Source organism: Streptomyces sp. OR43, from assembly GCF_008042275.1.
GTDB lineage: Bacteria > Actinomycetota > Actinomycetes > Streptomycetales > Streptomycetaceae > Streptomyces.
Window position 1 is genome coordinate 568048 of record NZ_RDBK01000043.1, and the last position, 16165, is coordinate 584212.

Genomic DNA, 16165 nt, shown 5'->3' on the forward strand with positions numbered 1-16165 from the left:
GAGACGTGGGGGAAGTTCCATGAGCACTGCTACGCGCGTGTCGTGCGGTCTAGACCAAGGCCTAGATTATTGACGCAGCATGAACATGTCCAGACCAATGAGAGCTGGATTCCGGTTGTCTCCGAGGCGCCGGGCAGAACGGTTCAGGCGCTGTCCCCACCACTGCGGCCGGTGTAGAAGGCCACCGTCAAGTCCTTGACCAGGGACTTGCGTTCGTAGTCGTCGAGCTCGACAAGGCCCCGGGCGGTCAGCCGGTTGACGGTGTCGTCCACGGCGTCCACCACCGAAGTCAGCACGCTGTCACGGTGCTTGGCGTCGATGGCCGCGATCCGGCGCCGCTGCATGGCCGCCGCCACCTCGGGGGCGTACTCGATGCCGGTCGGCTGCGCGGAGTACACCTCGACGCCGACCGGTTCGCAGTCCGCCTTCAGCATCCGGGTCAGCGCGTCGCCGACCGCCTCCGCGTTGCGCAGGGTGTGCGCGTCCTCGTGGAAGGCGTCGGCGGGCAGCTGGGACAGGACCCGCGCCATGGCCGCCTCGACCTGCTCGCGCAGGTACTCCTCGTGGTCCTCGATCCCCAGCGTCGCCCGCACGGTGTCCTTGACCCGCCACACGACGAGGACGACGACCCGCAACGCGGTGCCGTTGGCGTCCATCGCGGGCAGCGGCTCGCTGCGCCAGTGCCGCAGCCGCACATCGACCCGGCGCCGCAGCAGCAGCGGGCTGATCCACATGAGCCCGGTCCGCCGCACGCTGCCCCGGTACCTGCCGAAGAGCGTGAGCACCCACGTGTATCCGACCCGCCCCCGGCTCAGCCCGCCGAACGCGAAGAGCACCACGGTCACCAGCAGCGCGAGCCCCGCCCAGGTACCGGTGCCGAGTCCGTCGTACGGGCGCGCGTCGACCCCGATCCGCGACAGCACCCGGGCCGGCAACGCGCCGGTCCACCAGAGGACTCCGCCGGTCACGGCGATCCCGCCGAAGCCGGTCAGCACCGCTACCCAGCCGGGCAGCGACGGCCCCGGCCGCTCATGGAGCCGGGGGTCGGCGTCCGGCGCGGGCCGGGTCGAGGGCCGCACCTGCGAGGTCCTCGGCACCGGCGCCCGCCGGACGCCGGCCGGCTGCTCGCCTTCGGGGGCCCTGCCCACGACGGTGGCCGGGAGCGCGGCGGGGTCCACCCCGGCCTCGCGCTCCTCGCGGAAGAGCAGGTGCACGGGGATGGAGGCGGTGCGCTCGTTGGCGATGACCGCTTGGTGCCGGCCGGTGTCCACGCGGGCGTCGGTACGGAACTCGCCGGTGTCCTCGCCGGTGAACATGAGGGAGAGCGAGGCGGGGGCGGGGCCCGACCGCGACCCCGGCTGCGGCCCCGGCGCGGACCCGGAGCCCGGCCCCGGTCCCGGCACGGACGCGGGGACCTCGGGGGCCGCGGGCACCTCGACGAGCGCCGCGGCAGGTTCGTGGACCACGGCGGGCTCATCGGCTACGGCGGGCTCGACGGCCACGGCGGCCTCGGGGACCTCCATGACCTCGTGGGCCGTGTGAATCTCCGGAGCCGTGTGAACCTCCGCAGACCCATGAACCTCCGGAGCTGCCTGAACCTCCGGAGCCCCGTGAGCCTCCGGAATCTCGCGCACCTCGCGTACCTCGATCGCCTCGCGCGCCTCCGGTGCGGGCGCGGGCAGCAGTTCCGAGACATGCGCCCCGGCATCCCGCAGCAGCGGCGGCCCAGCAGTACCGGCCTCGGCGGCCTTCCGGAACACCGGGCCGGGGCGCGCGGCCTCCGGCTCCGGGGCGCCCCCCGCCGCCTCCATGGCCGGACCCGCCACCGACGCCCCGACCGACGCCGGAACCGACACGGACGCCGAGGTCGCCCCGAAACCGGCGCCGCGGGGTTCACGGTCACCCTCGCCGGGAACCAGGTCGAGCACGAGGTCGACGACGGAGTCCGGCCCGGACACCGGCACCGGGCCCCCAGCCGCCCCGGCCGAACCAGCAACGGGATCGGCCACACCCGGCCACGCATCCGCCGCGTCCGGCCCCGCATCCGGCACACCCCGCCCCGCATCCGCCGCGTCCGGCACACCCAACTGCCGGACGGCAAGCTGCTCATCGCCGGTTCGGGCGGCTCGTCCTCCACCGCCCAGCCGCCCGAACCGGCGCGCTGTCCCGCCGCCGCCCAGGCGTCCGTGACCCGGCCCGCCCCTTCCGGGCCCACCCACTCCCGTACCGGGACCGCCCCGTACCTCTCCTCCCCGTACTCCGGGTCCTCCCGGTTCTCCGGGTTCCCGGAGCTGTCCGACACCGTGGATCGCATTCCCGCCTCCGTCATGTGCGTCGTGTCACGCGAAGAGTCGCCGCCAGGTCTCCGGACCCGGATAGCCGTCGGCTTCCGTGCCCCGCCAGCCCTGGGCCTTCTGGAAGGCCTCGACATTGCGTCGGTCCGCCTCGGTCCACCGAGAGCTGGGGCCCGACAGGTAGTACTTGCCGTATCCCTTCTTCACCAACTGTTTGCCGAGCTTGTCGACATGGCTGTTGGACTGACCCGGCCGGAAATAGCCCCGTCCCGGGAAGGCCGGGACCGCGGTGGAGCCGCCGGACCCGGCCTTGCCGCCCGCGGCGGGGATGTCGTGGCCGATTCCGTTCACCAGCAGGCGCCAGGTGTCGGGGCCGGGGATGCCGTCGGCTTCCTTGCCCTTCCAGCCCTGGGCCTTCTGGAACGCCTGGGTGGCCAGCCGGTCGGCGCTGCCCCAGGCAGGGCCGGGGCCGACCTTGTAGAAACGCTTGCCGCCCCGTTCGACGAGCATCTTGCCGAGCCGGGTGACGTAGTCGTTCTTCGTACCGGCGCCGAACTTCGCGGCACCCGGGAACTGCGTCTTCGACGAGCCGCTGCCGGCGCTTCCGCTCGTCAGCCCCTTGTAGCGGTAGGCGACGTAGCTGCCGGAGTTGGTCCAGTACGCCATGGGCGTCGTCTGCTTGCGGGTGTGCGGTTTGGTCTGCTCGTACGCCGTGTAGTGGGTGTGCGTGTAGTCGGTCCAGCCGCCGAAGACCGTGACGTGCGAGCCCTTCCCGGGGTCGGCCGGGTTGTGGAAGAGCAGGATGTCGCCGGGCTGCAGTTCCTCCCGGGCGATGCGCGTCCCGTAGGCGGCGAGGCTGCCGGTCCATTCGTTGCCGGGCAGGTTCCAGGCCATCGAGACATAGCCGGAGCAGTCCTGGCGGTACCCGTCCGACCAGTACTTCGACATGCTGTACGGCACCTGCGCGCTGACCCACTTCTTCGCGCGGTTGATGATGTCGGCCCGGGTCGTCTCGCGCAGCGTGGAGGTCGACGCCTGGGACGCCGGTGGTCCCGAGGCTCCCGCACCCTGAAGTGGTCCCGGCCCGCCCTGTGGGCTGTCCGGCCCCGGCTCGGCCGGGCCGTCGGCCGCGTCGGCCGCCTGGCCCGGGTCCGTCACCGGGGCCGGGTCGGCCGCCGCTCCGGCGGCTTCCGCGAGACCGGAGCCCAGCACCACTCCGGCGGCGGTGACCAGCACCATCGCGCGCCGCGCGCCGTGCGCGGCCGGGTGTCCCCCGTACCGCGTCGGCAGTCCGGTGGCCGCGGCGCGCCGCTGGACGGCGCATCCCGCACAGGTGCAGTCGACAGCAGGTACGTACTCCTCGAAGGCCGGCACAGTCATGCGATTCCCTCCGCACTCGTCAAGATCTTTGGGCGCATCTGTACGGGCGTCAGTGTCTCAACTCTCCTGACATATCGCATTTTGACGGATAGAAGAGAAAAAACGACCATCCGACAGGCCGTGGCGGAGGGGAAATGGTCAGGAGCACGGCCGGAGATCGGGTAGAGTTCTCCAGGTCAGCAGGCGCCGCTAGCTCAGTTGGTTAGAGCAGCTGACTCTTAATCAGCGGGTCCGGGGTTCGAGTCCCTGGCGGCGCACGCAGAGTCAAGGCCCCCTCACCACGCGTGAGGGGGCCTTGTTCGTTCCACGCCCGCCACCGCCCCCGCACGAACGCCTCCTCCCACCCGCCGCACAGGCGCCACTCGGTGAACGCTTTGCTCACGCACAGCTCACCTACCCGCGACAGGCAGCCACCACCCGGCACTCCGGCGGCGCGAGGCGCTCCCGCCCGCACCCCCATACGCCCTCGCACCACCTCTTCACAAGAGCCCCACAAATCGTGCGTATGAGCGGGTACTAACCCCTTTCGCCCTTGCGGTCACAGCCGGGTTCGGCCAGTCTGTCTGGGAGTCATCGGCGCCAACCACGCCGATGGGAAACACAGTTGGGGGAATCGGAGAGCGAGATTCCGGTTGTGTTCGACGTAAGGGGGAGGCGTCGTGCACACGCAAACGCCGAGCAGGCATCATGCAACCGGAAGGATGCCGTTCCTTGTCTCACGAACGGTGACCCGCCACTGAGCCGTCGGCCGCGTTCCAGGGGGAACACGCGGAGGACGAGACGAAACGACCGAGCGACCACGCAGCTCCGCCTGCGTGCAGGGGGATGACCCATGACGTCGACGCCGCCAGGCGCCCGGCAGGACCACGACCCGTCCCGGACGACACAGCTTCGGATACCCCCGCAGCTGCGGACCGGCGGCCATCGGCGGCGGCAGAAGAAAGCGCTGCCACGGTACGACTACGAGCACTACAGCCGGCTCGCCGGGCCTCTGACCCAGCCCGACCCCAGCCGGCCGTACACCGTGAAATACCGCTCGCTCCTCTCCCAGGAGCCCCACCGGATACGTGCGGCCCTCCTGCTGGGGGCCGCCCCGCTCGTCTCGCTCGGCCTCTTCGCCTGGCTGATGCAGCCCGAGCACTGGACACAGCGCGATCCGAACCTCAAGAACGACACGCTGCTGATCCTCGACGTCGTGATGCTGGTCTCGATCGGTCTGATCGAGCTCTTCCGCACCCTGAACGTCCTCTCCAACGCGCACGCCACGCTGGTGGCACGCGACCCGGTCCCGGTCGTGCCGGAGACCGGCACCCGGGTCGCCTTCCTCACCTCCTTCGTCCCGGGCAAGGAACCCCTGGAGATGGTGACGAAGACCCTGGAGGCCGCCGTCCGCATCCGCCACCGCGGGCTGATGCACGTCTGGCTGCTCGACGAGGGCGACGATCCCGCCGTGAAGGAGGTCTGCCTGCGGCTCGGGGTGCACCACTTCTCCCGCAAGGGCGTGGCGCACTGGAACCAGGCCAAGGGCCCGCACCGCGCGAAGACCAAGCACGGCAACTACAACGCCTGGCTCGACGCCCACGGTGACGCGTACGACTTCTTCGCATCGGTCGACACCGACCATGTCCCGATGCCGAACTACCTGGAGCGGATGCTCGGCTACTTCCGCGACCCGGACGTCGGCTTCGTCATCGGCCCGCAGGTGTACGGCAACTACGACAGCTTCGTCACCAAGGCCGCCGAGTCGCAGCAGTTCCTCTTCCACGCGCTGATCCAGCGCGCGGGCAACCGCTACGGCGCCCCGATGTTCGTCGGCACCAGCAACGCGGTGCGCATCAGCGCCCTCAAGCAGATCGGCGGCCTGTACGACTCGATCACCGAGGACATGGCAACCGGCTTCGAGATGCACCGCGCGCGCAATCCGCACACCGGCCGCAAGTGGCGCTCGGTGTATACCCCGGACGTGCTGGCCGTCGGCGAGGGCCCGACCGCGTGGACGGACTTCTTCACCCAGCAGCTGCGCTGGTCGCGCGGAACGTACGAGACGATCCTCAAGCAGTACTGGAAGGGCTTCTTCTCGCTGCCCGCGGGCAAGCTCTTCAACTACACGATGATGATCATCTTCTACCCGATGTCCGCGATGAACTGGATCCTCGCGGCCCTCAGTTGCGCGCTGTTCCTGGGCATGGGCGCCTCCGGTGTGCAGATCGACCCCACCGTCTGGATGATGCTGTACGGCAACGCCTCGGCGCTCCAGATCGGCCTGTACATCTGGAACCGCCGGCACAACGTCTCGCCGCACGAGCCCGAGGGCTCCGGCGGTCTCGCCGGCATGATGATGTCCGCGCTCTCCGCGCCCGTCTACGCACGCTCGCTGATGGACGCCGTGCTGCGCCGCAAGAGCTCCTTCGTCGTGACGCCCAAGGGCGACTCGTCGAGTCCGGACACCCTCTTCGGGACCTTTCGCATCCACCTCTTCTTCATCCTGGTCTTCGCCGGCTCCATCGCGGCGTCCTTCGTCCTCGGCCACAGCCATCCGGCCATGCTCACCTGGGCCGCGCTGGCCCTGCTGATCACCGCGGCGCCGATCTTCGGCTGGCGGTACACGATGCGGGCCGAGAAGAAGAAGCGCCGCGCGGGCCCACCACCGCCGAGCGGGCCACCGGCCCCCGCCCAGCAGGACAAGCCGCACTGGGACGGCAACGAACAGACCATGCAGATCGCCCTTGGGGGACGTAAACCATGAAGTACCGTCCGAGCCGCCGTACCCGCCGCATGGCGATCAGTACGGCGGTGGTTCTCGCGCTCGCGGGAGCGAACGGGCCGTGGCTGTACCGCTTCAGCACCGAGCGCTACCACGCGTACAAGATCAACCAGGCCGACTACAAAGCGGCCAACGGCCACTGGGACTTCCTGGACATCCCCTCCGAGTTCCGGATCAACACGATCCACGCGGCTCTCCTGCACACCGGCAAGGTGCTGCTCGTCGCGGGCTCGGGCAACAACCAGAAGAACTTCGACGCGAAGAGCTTCCGGTCGGTGCTGTGGGACCCGGAGACCAACGCCTTCAAGAACATCCCCACGCCCAAGGACATGTTCTGCGCCGGTCACACCCAACTGCCGGACGGCAAGCTGCTCATCGCCGGCGGTACGAAGCGCTACGAGAAGCTCCAGGGTGACGTCACCAAGGCCGGCGGCCTGATGATCGTGCACAACGAGGACCCGGACAAGCCGATCACGCTGCCTGCGGGCACCCGTTTCACCGGCAAGGAGAACGGCAAGACCTTCGTCTCCAAGGACCCGGTGCTGGTGGAGAAGGCGACCAAGGTCTTCGACAAGAACACCGGCGCCTTCCTGCGCAACGACCCCGGGCTCGGCCGCATCTACGTCGAGGCCCAGCAGTCCGGCACGAAGTACGAGACGGGCACCGAGGACAACTACCGAATAGCGGGTCTGTCCGGCTCCGACACCCGCAACGTCTACGGGATCGCCCAGAAGCTGGCCCTCGACAAGAAGGACTTCCAGGGCATCCGCGAAGCCTTCGAGTTCGACCCGGTGGCGGAGAAGTACATCACCGTCGACCCGATGAACGAGGCCCGCTGGTACCCGACGCTCACCACGCTGGAGGACGGCAAGGTCCTCGCCCTGTCCGGCCTGGACGAGATCGGGCAGATCGTGCCCGGCAAGGACGAGATCTACGACCCGGAGACCAAGGAGTGGGAGTACACCGGCATCGTCCGGAAGTTCCCCACCTATCCGGCGGTCTTCCTGCTGAACGACGGCAAGCTCTTCTACTCCGGCTCGAACGCGGGCTACGGCCCCGCCACCGTCGGCCGTGACCCCGGCGTCTGGGACCTGGCGACGAACAGGTTCACCAAGATCCCCGGCCTGAGCGATCCGGACAAGATGGAGACCTCGGCGACCGTACGGCTGCCCCCGGCCCAGGACGAGAAGTTCATGGTGATCGGCGGGGGCGGCGTCGGCGAGTCCGACAAGTCCAGCGAGAAGTCCCGGCTGGTCGACCTCAAGGACGCCGATCCGGAGTTCAAGGACGGCGCCTCGCTGGACGAGGGCACCCGCTATCCGAGCGCGTCCCTGCTGCCCGACGACTCCCTGCTGGTCACCGGCGGCTCCAACGACTACCGCGGCCGCGGCGGTTCCGATGTGCTGCAGGCGCGGCTGTACGACGCGAAGTCGGACACGTACCAGCGGGTCGCCGACCCGGCGGTGGGCCGCAACTACCACTCGGGGTCCGTACTGCTGCCCGACGGCCGGGTCATGATCTTCGGATCCGACTCGCTCTACTCCGACAAGGCCAACACCCGGCCGGGCGTCTTCGAGCAGCGCGTCGAGATCTACACCCCGCCCTATCTGTACCGCGACTCACGGCCCGAGCTGACGGCCGGACCGAAGAAGATCGAGCGCGGTGACACCGCGGTGTTCACCACCAACCAGGCCTCGTCCATCAAGTCGGCGAAGCTGATGCGGCCGAGCGCGGTCACCCATGTCACGGACACCGACCAGCGCTCGGTGGCGCTGGACCTGAAGCAGAAGGACGGCGAGATCTCGGTGACGGTGCCGGGGAACCGGGCGCTGGTGCCTTCGGGCTGGTACATGCTGTTCGTCACCGACGACAAGGGCACGCCGTCCGAGGGCACGTGGGTGGAGGTGCCGTAGGGCCTCTCGGGTGAGGCCGGGCTCGCGGGGTCCGGCCTCACCCGGACGTAGGACCACCGGACCGGACCCGCTCCTACTCGGTGCCGCGGGCCAGCCCCAGCGCGTACTCGGGCCACCAGTCTCCCGCCTTCGGGCCGCCCCGGCAGTCCCCGTCGGACTCGCCCGGCCGCTTGATCCAGAGGTACGCGTCGACCAGCTCGTCGCCCGTGGACGTCGTCGGCGTCTCGCCGAGGGCCCGGCCCGGCGGGTTGCACCAGTTCTCCTCGGGGGCGCCGCCGGTGTACGGGCCGTTGCCGTTGCGGCTGGTGTCGATGACGAACGGCTTGCCGCCGACCTTCGCCGACAGCTGCTTGCCGAAGTCCTTGCTGACCGCGGTGGTCTGGAAGTTGGAGACGTTGACCGCGAACCCGTCGGCCGCGCCCAGGCCCGCCCGCTGGAGCGGCTGGAACAGCGCGTCCGGGGTGTGCCAGCCCGCGTTGCCCGCGTCCAGGTAGACCTTGGTGCCCGGCAGCTGCTTGAGCCGCTCCACCGCACCCTTGAGCAGGTCGTAGCGCTCCTCGTGGAACTCCTGCGGGGTGCACCCGTCGACCAGGTGCAGCACCGCGTCCGGCTCCAGGATCACGGTCGCGCCCCGGTCGCCGATGCCCTTGGCCACACTGTCCAGCCAGGCGCGGTACGCGTCTCCGTCGGCGGCGCCGCCCTTGGAGAACTGGCCGCAGTCGCGGTGCGGGATGTTGTAGAGGACCAGCAGCGCCTCCCGGTCGGCCTTCTCGGCCGCCTCCGTGAAGCCCTTCGCCTCGGCCTCCGGACTGTCCGTGCCGATCCACTCGCCGACCGGCTGCCGGGCGATCCGGCGGATCAGGGCGGCGTCCTTCTCGTTGCCGTCCTCGGTGTAGCGGCCGACCTGCCGGGCGGCGTTCCCGTCGGGGTTGACCCAGTACGGGTCGGCGCCCTTGGGCTGCTGGCCGATGGCCGCCGGGTTCCCGCCCCCTGATCCGCCGTCACCGTCGCCGTCACCGGAAGAGCCGCATCCCGCGAGCAGCAGCGCGGCGCCTGCCGCGGCCGCGCACACCCCTCGCATGCCGAACCGGCCGTTGTGACTGCCGTACATCCACTCCCCCAGAACCGAGGTGCGACGGCGGTGCTGTCGCATCGCCGTCCATCCTGGCACAGGGCCCGGGACCGGCCCGGGCCCTCACGACTTCGTCGAGGAGCTGTTACGGCGGGTTCACCACGCTCTGCCCCGGCTCACCGCGTGCGGAGGGTGACCGGTTATCGACGTAACGTCAGAAAGAGGCTGGGTGCGGGAAGTTCGTGGCCCTACAGTGGGGCGTGCGGCGGACCCGGACGCCGCAGGCCTCCCGTGTCCGCGCCGGGCCACTCCCGCGGCCCGCGCCCGCGGTCGAGGACCGGCCCGGCCGGCGCCCGGAGAACCGGGCAGCCGGCCGGGCCGGATACCGGCCGCTCAGCCGCCGGCCGGTGCGCCCGCCTTGCCGACGGCCTCCTTCTCCGCCTCCGCCCGCACCTTCTCCCGGGACTTCTCGCCCGTCAGGTAGGCCGAGACGACGACGTTCGCCGTGTACGACTTCGACGCGCGGTCGTACGTGCCGCCGCAGGTGATCAGCCGGAGCTCGGCCCGGCCGTCCTTGCGGGGCCCGTAGGCCTTCTGCGCGTTGAAGCGTTCGCGGGTGAAGACCTGGACGTCGTCGACGGTGAACTCGGCGACGCTGCCGTCGGCCCGGGTGACCTCGACCTCGGCGCCGGGGCGGGCCGCGCTGAGCCCGTAGAAGACGGCCGGTTTGGTCTCGGTGTCGACATGGCCGACGAAGAGGGCCGGTCCCTTGGCGCCGGGCTCGGTGCCGGCGCCGTACCAGCCGACTGTCCGGGGCGTGTCGAAGGACGGCGGTTCGATCGCCCCGTCCTCGTCCAGGCCCCGGGAGACGACGGGGGCCCGGATCCCGATCGACGGGATCTCGACGCTCCGCGGCGCGACGCCCTCGATCGGGTCGTGGGCCGGTGGCAGCGGGACGCCGAGCGGCCGGCCGACCGCGGCGACGTCGCCGGTGGTCGGCGCGGAACCGGCTCCGGAGCCGCTGGTGATGCCGCGGCCCCAGAGCCACAGACCCAGCAGGAGTACGGCCCAGGCCACTCCGGTGAGCAGCCTGCCGTGCCCCGCCGAGTGGTCCGAGGCGGACACGTCAGTCGGTGGCCGGGCGGCGGCGTCGCACGCTGCGGAAGGCGACGGCGACGGCGGCGACGGCGGCCAGGGCGAGGCCGATCACGGCGTGCACGGTGCCGGGACCGCCCTGCTGGGCGGTGGCCTGGTCGGCGAGCACGGCGGTGCCTCCGCCACCCGCGCGGACCGGGGCGACGGGCATGGGCCGGTTGCGGTGGACGACGGTCAGCACGGCGGACGCCTTGAGGTGCTTGTCGCCCTTGCAGACGACCTGGACGTCGTAGTCTCCGGGCTCCGCGTCCGAGCGGACCCGGGCCTCGGCGAACAGCGTCCGGTCACCGCCGGGCGAGAAGCGCGCCTCGGAGACGAAGGCGTCGGAGCTGCCCTTGGCCTCCTTGCCCTTGCAGCCGTCGACCTCCAGGTCGACCTGGCCGCCCGGGGAGACGGAGGACGGGGAGAGCGTGAGGGTGGCCCGGGACCGCGAGTCCTCGCGGTCCGAGTCGGAATTGGCCAGTGCGACGGAAGCGGGCATCAGGGTCGCCGCGGCCACCGCGGCGGCACAGAACGTGATGGGTATCGAACGCATCGTGAACCTCCTGATGGAAGGTTCACGCGCGCCGGGGCTTTCCGCATCCGCAGGGCCCGGCCGCTGGGCCGGTGGAGTGCGGGGCGGCGGGCCCGGCGGCCCGCTCCCCGCACCCGGCCCGCTCAGGCCACGTCGATGAGTTCGACCAGGTCGGCGATGGATTCGACGACCGTGGACGGCCGGAACGGGTACTTGTCGATGTCCGCCACCGTAGTGAGTCCGGTCAGCACCAGGAAGGTCTGCATGCCCGCCTCCAGGCCGGCCAGCACATCGGTGTCCATCCGGTCGCCGATCATGGCGCTGGACTCGGAGTGGGCGCCGATCGCGTTGAGGCCGGTGCGCATCATCAGCGGGTTGGGCTTGCCCGCGAAGTAGGGGGCCTTGCCGGTCGCCTTGGTGATGAGCGCGGCGACGGAGCCCGTCGCGGGCAGCGGGCCCTCGGCGGACGGGCCGGTCTCGTCGGGGTTGGTGCAGATGAAGCGCGCCCCGTTGTTGATCAGCCGGATCGCCTTGGTGAGCGCCTCGAAGGAGTACGTACGCGTCTCGCCGAGGACCACGTAGTCGGGCTCGTGGTCGGTGAGGACGTAGCCGATGTCGTGCAGCGCGGTCGTGAGCCCCGCCTCGCCGATGACGTAGGCCGTGCCGCCGGGCCGCTGGTCGTCCAGGAACTGGGCGGTGGCGAGCGCGGAGGTCCAGATGTTCTCCACGGGGACGTCGAGGCCCATGCGGCTGAGCCGGGCGTGCAGGTCCCGGGCGGTGTAGATGGAGTTGTTGGTGAGGACCAGGAAGGGCAGACCCGAGTCCCGCAGCCGCTTGATGAAGGCATCCGCGCCGGGGATCGGCGTCCCCTCGTGGATGAGGACTCCGTCCATGTCGGTGAGCCAGGACGAGATCGGCTTGCGCTCTGCCATGTGGGACTCCAGTTGCCGTACGCCAGGTGCGGGGACGCCGGCGGCACCGCGTTGTGCAGCGCCGACGTCCCTGATTTTAGGCGGTTCGTTCGACGGGAGATACAGCCTGATCATGGTGGAGACGGGAACGCCGCCGCCCCGGACGGACCGGCGCCGCGCGTCAGGCCTCGGCCCGGGCGATCAGGCCGGGGAGCTCGGCGACGGAACCGAGGACATGGGTGGCTCCGCTGCGGGTCAGCTGGTCCTTGTCGTGGGCACCGGTGAGTACTCCCGCGACGATGCCGGCCCCGGAGCGTACGCCGCTGAGCATGTCGTACGAGGTGTCCCCCGCGACGACGGTCCGGCGGACGTCGTCCACCGCGCCGGTGCGCAGGAACGCGGCGAGGACCATGTCCGGGTAGGGGCGGCCGCGGCCGCCCGCGTCGGCCGGGCAGAGGGTCAGGGCGACCAGGTCCTGCCAGCCGAGTGCGGCGAGGATCGCGTCCTGCGTGGGGCGGGCGAAGCCGGTGGACAGGACCACGGTCCGGCCCTCGGACGTGAGCTGTTCGATGGCCTCGCGGGCGCCGGGGACGGGTGCGATACGGCCGCCGTCGACCAGTTCTCCGTACGCCTCCTCGAAGGCCGCGTTGGCCCGCTGCGCCAGGGTCTCCTCGCCGAACAGGTGGCGGAAGACCGTGATCTTGGACTCGCCCATGGTGGCGCGCACGTACGCGAGCTTCTCCGCGTGGTCGGCGGAGCCGGGCTCCACGCCGAGCCGGGCGGCCGCGGCGGCGAAGGCCTGCTCGACGAGGCCGCCGTCGGCGACGGTGGTGCCTGCCATGTCGAGGACGATCAGATTCAGCGGGGCGTCGTTCGACGGGGCGTCGTTCAGCGGGGCGTCGTGGGTCATCTTCTTCACCAGTTCAGTTCGTCGGCGGTCGTTTCGGCGATGGCGGGCGAGCAGGTCATGCCGCGGCCGCCCGGCCCGGTGACCAGCCAGACGCCGTCCCGCACCTGCTGGCGGTGGACGACGCGGCCGGTGTCGGTGCACTGGGCGTAGACCCCGGCCCAGCGGTGCCGGACGCGTGGCAGCGGGCGGCCGAGGAACGACTCGACGACCGCGGTGAGGTGCTCGTACGGCTCCTCGACGGTGTCGAAGGAGAAGGGGTGCTCGTATTCATGGGTGTCGCCGATGGTCAGTCCGCCGTCGCGGCGCTGCACCATCAGGAGCTGCATCCGGTGTGCGGCGGCGGTGGGGGCCTGGGCCTGGCCGGCGTTGAGCGCGTCGAGCGCCTCGCCGCGGTAGGCCGGGTAGTAGCGGAAGCTGTCGGCGTCGGCGACGGACGTGGTGAGCGGTTCGCCGAGCGGGTCGGTCTGCATCATCTGGAGGCGGACCCGCCGCACGGGCAGGTCCGGTCCGGCCAGTTCGCGGACGAGGCCGCCGAGCCAGGCGCCGGTGGCGAGGACGACGGCGTCGCCGGTGTGCACATCGCCGTGGTCGTCGCGGACGGATGCCGTTCCGACGACGTCGCGCACCTCGCGGCCGCCGAGGTAGGTGTACCGGCCGGAGGCCAGCAGTTCCCGCTTCAGGGCGAGCTGGGCGGTGCGCGGTTCGACGGCCGCGTCCCGCTCGCACCACAGCGCGGCGGTGAAGTCGCCGCGCAGGGCGGGGTTGACCGCGCGGGCCTCGGCGGCGGTGAGCAGCTTGTAGCCGCGGGCCGCCGCGTCGGGCCGGGCGACGGCCGCCTCGGCGACGGCGGTCTCCCGTGCGGTGCGGACCGGGGTGAGCGAGCCGCAGGCCCGGAAGCCGAGGTCCGGCACCCGGGCGCCGATGGACTCCCACAGCTCACGGGCGCGGAGCGCGGTCTCCAGTTCCTCGCCACCGGCCCGGCCGCTGACCCATATCTGTCCGAAATTGCGGAGCGATGCCCCGCGCGCCTCGCTCTCGCGCTCGATCTGTACGACCTCGTGGCCGCGGCTGACTGCGTGCCAGGCGTGCATGGTTCCCACCACGCCGGCTCCTACGACGATGACCCTCACGACGGCAACGCTCCTCGGTGCGGATGGCCCGGACGAATCGGCGGGGCAACGGGAGGGTGAACCGAGTCCCACATCTGGACCAGACCCGTTACCTTCCTGTGATCGTAGGGGGCCGGTGCGTGGGCCGTACGGGCGGGGCGTCCGGCGAGGTCCGACCGCTCAGCCGGGTCCGTCGAGATGGGTGGTGAAGGAGAACCGGTCGCCGCGGAACAGCGTCCGCACGCGCTCCAGCGGCCGGCCGTCCGCGTCCCGCGAGAGCCGGTGGATCAGCAGCATGGGCAGGGCGGGCGGCGTGCCGACGAGCAGTGCCTCGCGGGGTGTGGCGAGCACGGTCTCGATGCGCTCGTCCGCGTCGCCGAACGAGACGCCGAGCCGGTCGTGCAGATAGGCGTAGAACGAGGAGCCCGCGTCGAACTCCTCCTTGAGGTCCGGCACCCGGGCGACACTGACGTACGTGCTCTCCAGGCCGACCCGGTCGTCGTCGGCGAGCAGCACCCGCTCCAGGTGCCAGACCGGCTCCCCGGGCTCCGTTCCGGTCTCGGCGGCGAGTGCCTCGGGGCAGGGGAACCGTTCCAGCCCGATGAGGCGGCGGCCCGGGGTGCGGCCCTGGCGGCGGACGCCCTCCGTGTAGCTGGCGAGGGCGAGCGGCTGTTCCATCTTGGGTCCCGCGACGACCGTGCCGCGGCCCTGCCGGGCCAGCCGGCCCTCAAGGATCAGTTCGCGCAGGGCCTGGCGCACGGTCTCGCGCGACACCTCGTAGCGCTGGGCGAGATCGCGCTCCGGCGGCAGGGTGCCGCCCTCGCCCAGCTCGTCGATGAGAGCGGAGACGCGCGCCTTGACGGCGTAGTACTTCGGGATGCGGCCGTGCTCCGGGATGCCGGAGCGGATCGGTGCGCCAGGTGCCTGGTCGTACGGGAAGTCCACGGGCCGATGGTGGCAGACGGACATGAACACCGGTGGTCACGGCGCCGGGACACCGCCGTGAGCCACCATCGGTCTCCGGGGACGGCGGGGTCAGCGGGGGCTGCGGCGCATCCGGCGGGCGCCCAGCACCACGGCGCCGCCGCCGATCAGGAAGCCGGCGACGGTGAGACCCGGCAGAGGGATCGGGACCTTGATCCCGGTTCTGGCGAGTTCCGGCACCCCGGCCGGATCGCGGCCCGGTGCGACCGGGCGCGGGGCGGGGCTGGAGTCGGGCCGCCCGGTGAGGCCGTCGCCCTCCTCCGCCTCGCCGGGCACGTCGGTCGTGCCGTCGCCCGTCAGGTTCCCGCTGCCGTCGTCCTCGACCACGGTGAACGGGTAGTCCTCGGACTCGCCGACCCACTCCCCGTCCAGGGTCCCGCCCGTGGAGCCGCTGCCGGTGCGCTGTCGCTGGACGATCGCGGCGTTCGCGGTGATCCGGCCGGGGCTGGTGTCGGAGGTGAACGCCAGCCTGACCTGGACGGTGACGGTCCGGCCGGCCGGCACGGTGAAGCCGGGGAAGGAGTCGTCGCCCTCGCCGCCGAAGACGCCGATGTGCTCGTCGCGGTCGGTCGTCTCCCAGCTGACACGGTGTTCGACGCCGGGGTGGGCGCGCTCGGAGAACTCCAGCTGGATCTGGTCCGAGGTCAGGGCGCGGTCCTCGTCGGTGAGGACCAGGACCGGGTGGATCGCGCGGCAGGACTCCGCGGTGGTGTTGGTCAGGTCCAGGAACCAGGTGCCGTAGCCGCCGCCGGAGGCGTAGGTGTCCGGGCCGCCGTGGATCCGGGTGTCGATCGGGAAGTCGCCGGCCCCCGGGTCACCGCAGGCCGGCTGCTGGTCGGCGGAGGCGGCCTCCGGGGCGGACGCCGGGCTCAGGTGGGCCGAGGCGGCGTCGGGTGCGGCCGCCGGGTTCACGTGGGCCGGCGCGGCTTCCGGGGCGGACGCCGGGTTCAGGTTGGCGGACGGGGTGGAGGCCGGATGGCGCTGCGGGGCGGCCGCGGCCGGGCCGCCGAGGACGACGGCGGGCACGACGCTCGCCGCGGCCAGCCCGAGCACGGCAACGAGAAGGACGCCGCCCTGATCCGCCGGATCGCCCGGCAGCCGGTCGGCGAGTGGATCGGCACGGACAGTCCGGAGGCCGAGGCGAAGGGCTTCACGGAGG

The 16165-nt window shown here is 71.5% G+C and carries 12 protein-coding genes and 1 tRNA gene; 3 read left to right on the top strand and 10 right to left on the bottom strand.

Annotation, left to right across the window (positions count from 1 at the left end; genetic code table 11):
* Positions 1-143: 143 nt before the first annotated feature.
* Both EAO72_RS20890 and EAO72_RS20895 read right to left on the bottom strand, forming a co-directional pair.
* Positions 144-1958 carry an SPFH domain-containing protein gene (locus tag EAO72_RS20890; RefSeq protein WP_261991588.1) on the bottom strand — a complete coding sequence of 605 codons (1815 nt, stop codon included), beginning with the start codon at positions 1956-1958 and terminating at the stop codon, positions 144-146.
* A gap of 381 nt (positions 1959-2339) precedes the next feature.
* Positions 2340-3674 (bottom strand): peptidoglycan-binding protein, encoded by a 1335-nt coding sequence (locus EAO72_RS20895; RefSeq protein ID WP_148018848.1) that lies wholly within the window; start codon positions 3672-3674, stop codon positions 2340-2342.
* Between the two features lie 183 nt (positions 3675-3857).
* Between EAO72_RS20895 and EAO72_RS20900 the strand changes: the two genes are divergently transcribed.
* The 3 genes from EAO72_RS20900 to glxA all read left to right on the top strand — a co-directional run bounded on the left by EAO72_RS20900 (position 3858) and on the right by glxA (position 8351).
* A tRNA-Lys gene (locus EAO72_RS20900) sits at positions 3858-3931 on the top strand.
* A gap of 575 nt (positions 3932-4506) precedes the next feature.
* On the top strand, positions 4507-6420 hold the full coding sequence (locus EAO72_RS20905; protein ID WP_148018849.1) for a glycosyltransferase family 2 protein: 1914 nt from the start codon (positions 4507-4509) through the stop codon (positions 6418-6420).
* Positions 6417-8351, top strand: coding sequence for a radical copper oxidase GlxA (glxA, locus tag EAO72_RS20910; protein WP_148018850.1), 1935 nt, complete (start codon positions 6417-6419; stop codon positions 8349-8351). The genes EAO72_RS20905 and glxA overlap by 4 nt, the downstream gene beginning before the upstream one ends.
* Positions 8352-8424: 73 nt before the next feature.
* Here the strand turns inward: glxA and EAO72_RS20915 are convergent, their stop codons facing one another.
* From EAO72_RS20915 to EAO72_RS20950, 8 genes are all read right to left on the bottom strand, one after another.
* Positions 8425-9462, bottom strand: a complete 1038-nt coding sequence (locus EAO72_RS20915) for a glycoside hydrolase family 6 protein (protein ID WP_148021932.1) — start codon at positions 9460-9462, stop codon at positions 8425-8427.
* A gap of 354 nt (positions 9463-9816) precedes the next feature.
* Entirely contained in the window at positions 9817-10548 is a 732-nt protein-coding gene (locus tag EAO72_RS20920; RefSeq protein ID WP_148018851.1) for a class F sortase, read from the bottom strand.
* A gap of 1 nt (position 10549) precedes the next feature.
* Positions 10550-11113, bottom strand: a complete 564-nt coding sequence (locus tag EAO72_RS20925; protein WP_148018852.1) for a hypothetical protein — start codon at positions 11111-11113, stop codon at positions 10550-10552.
* A 122-nt stretch (positions 11114-11235) separates the two neighbouring features.
* On the bottom strand, positions 11236-12024 hold the full coding sequence (locus EAO72_RS20930) for an HAD-IIA family hydrolase (RefSeq protein WP_148018853.1): 789 nt from the start codon (positions 12022-12024) through the stop codon (positions 11236-11238).
* A gap of 160 nt (positions 12025-12184) precedes the next feature.
* On the bottom strand, positions 12185-12913 hold the full coding sequence (locus EAO72_RS20935; RefSeq protein WP_148021933.1) for a phosphonatase-like hydrolase: 729 nt from the start codon (positions 12911-12913) through the stop codon (positions 12185-12187).
* Positions 12914-12918: 5 nt separating this feature from the next.
* Positions 12919-14043, bottom strand: coding sequence for a TIGR03364 family FAD-dependent oxidoreductase (locus tag EAO72_RS20940; protein WP_148018854.1), 1125 nt, complete (start codon positions 14041-14043; stop codon positions 12919-12921).
* Positions 14044-14202: 159 nt separating this feature from the next.
* On the bottom strand, positions 14203-14967 hold the full coding sequence (locus EAO72_RS20945; protein ID WP_148018855.1) for a GntR family transcriptional regulator: 765 nt from the start codon (positions 14965-14967) through the stop codon (positions 14203-14205).
* Between the two features lie 90 nt (positions 14968-15057).
* On the bottom strand, positions 15058-16059 hold the full coding sequence (locus EAO72_RS20950; protein WP_410090538.1) for a hypothetical protein: 1002 nt from the start codon (positions 16057-16059) through the stop codon (positions 15058-15060).
* Positions 16060-16165: the final 106 nt, after the last annotated feature.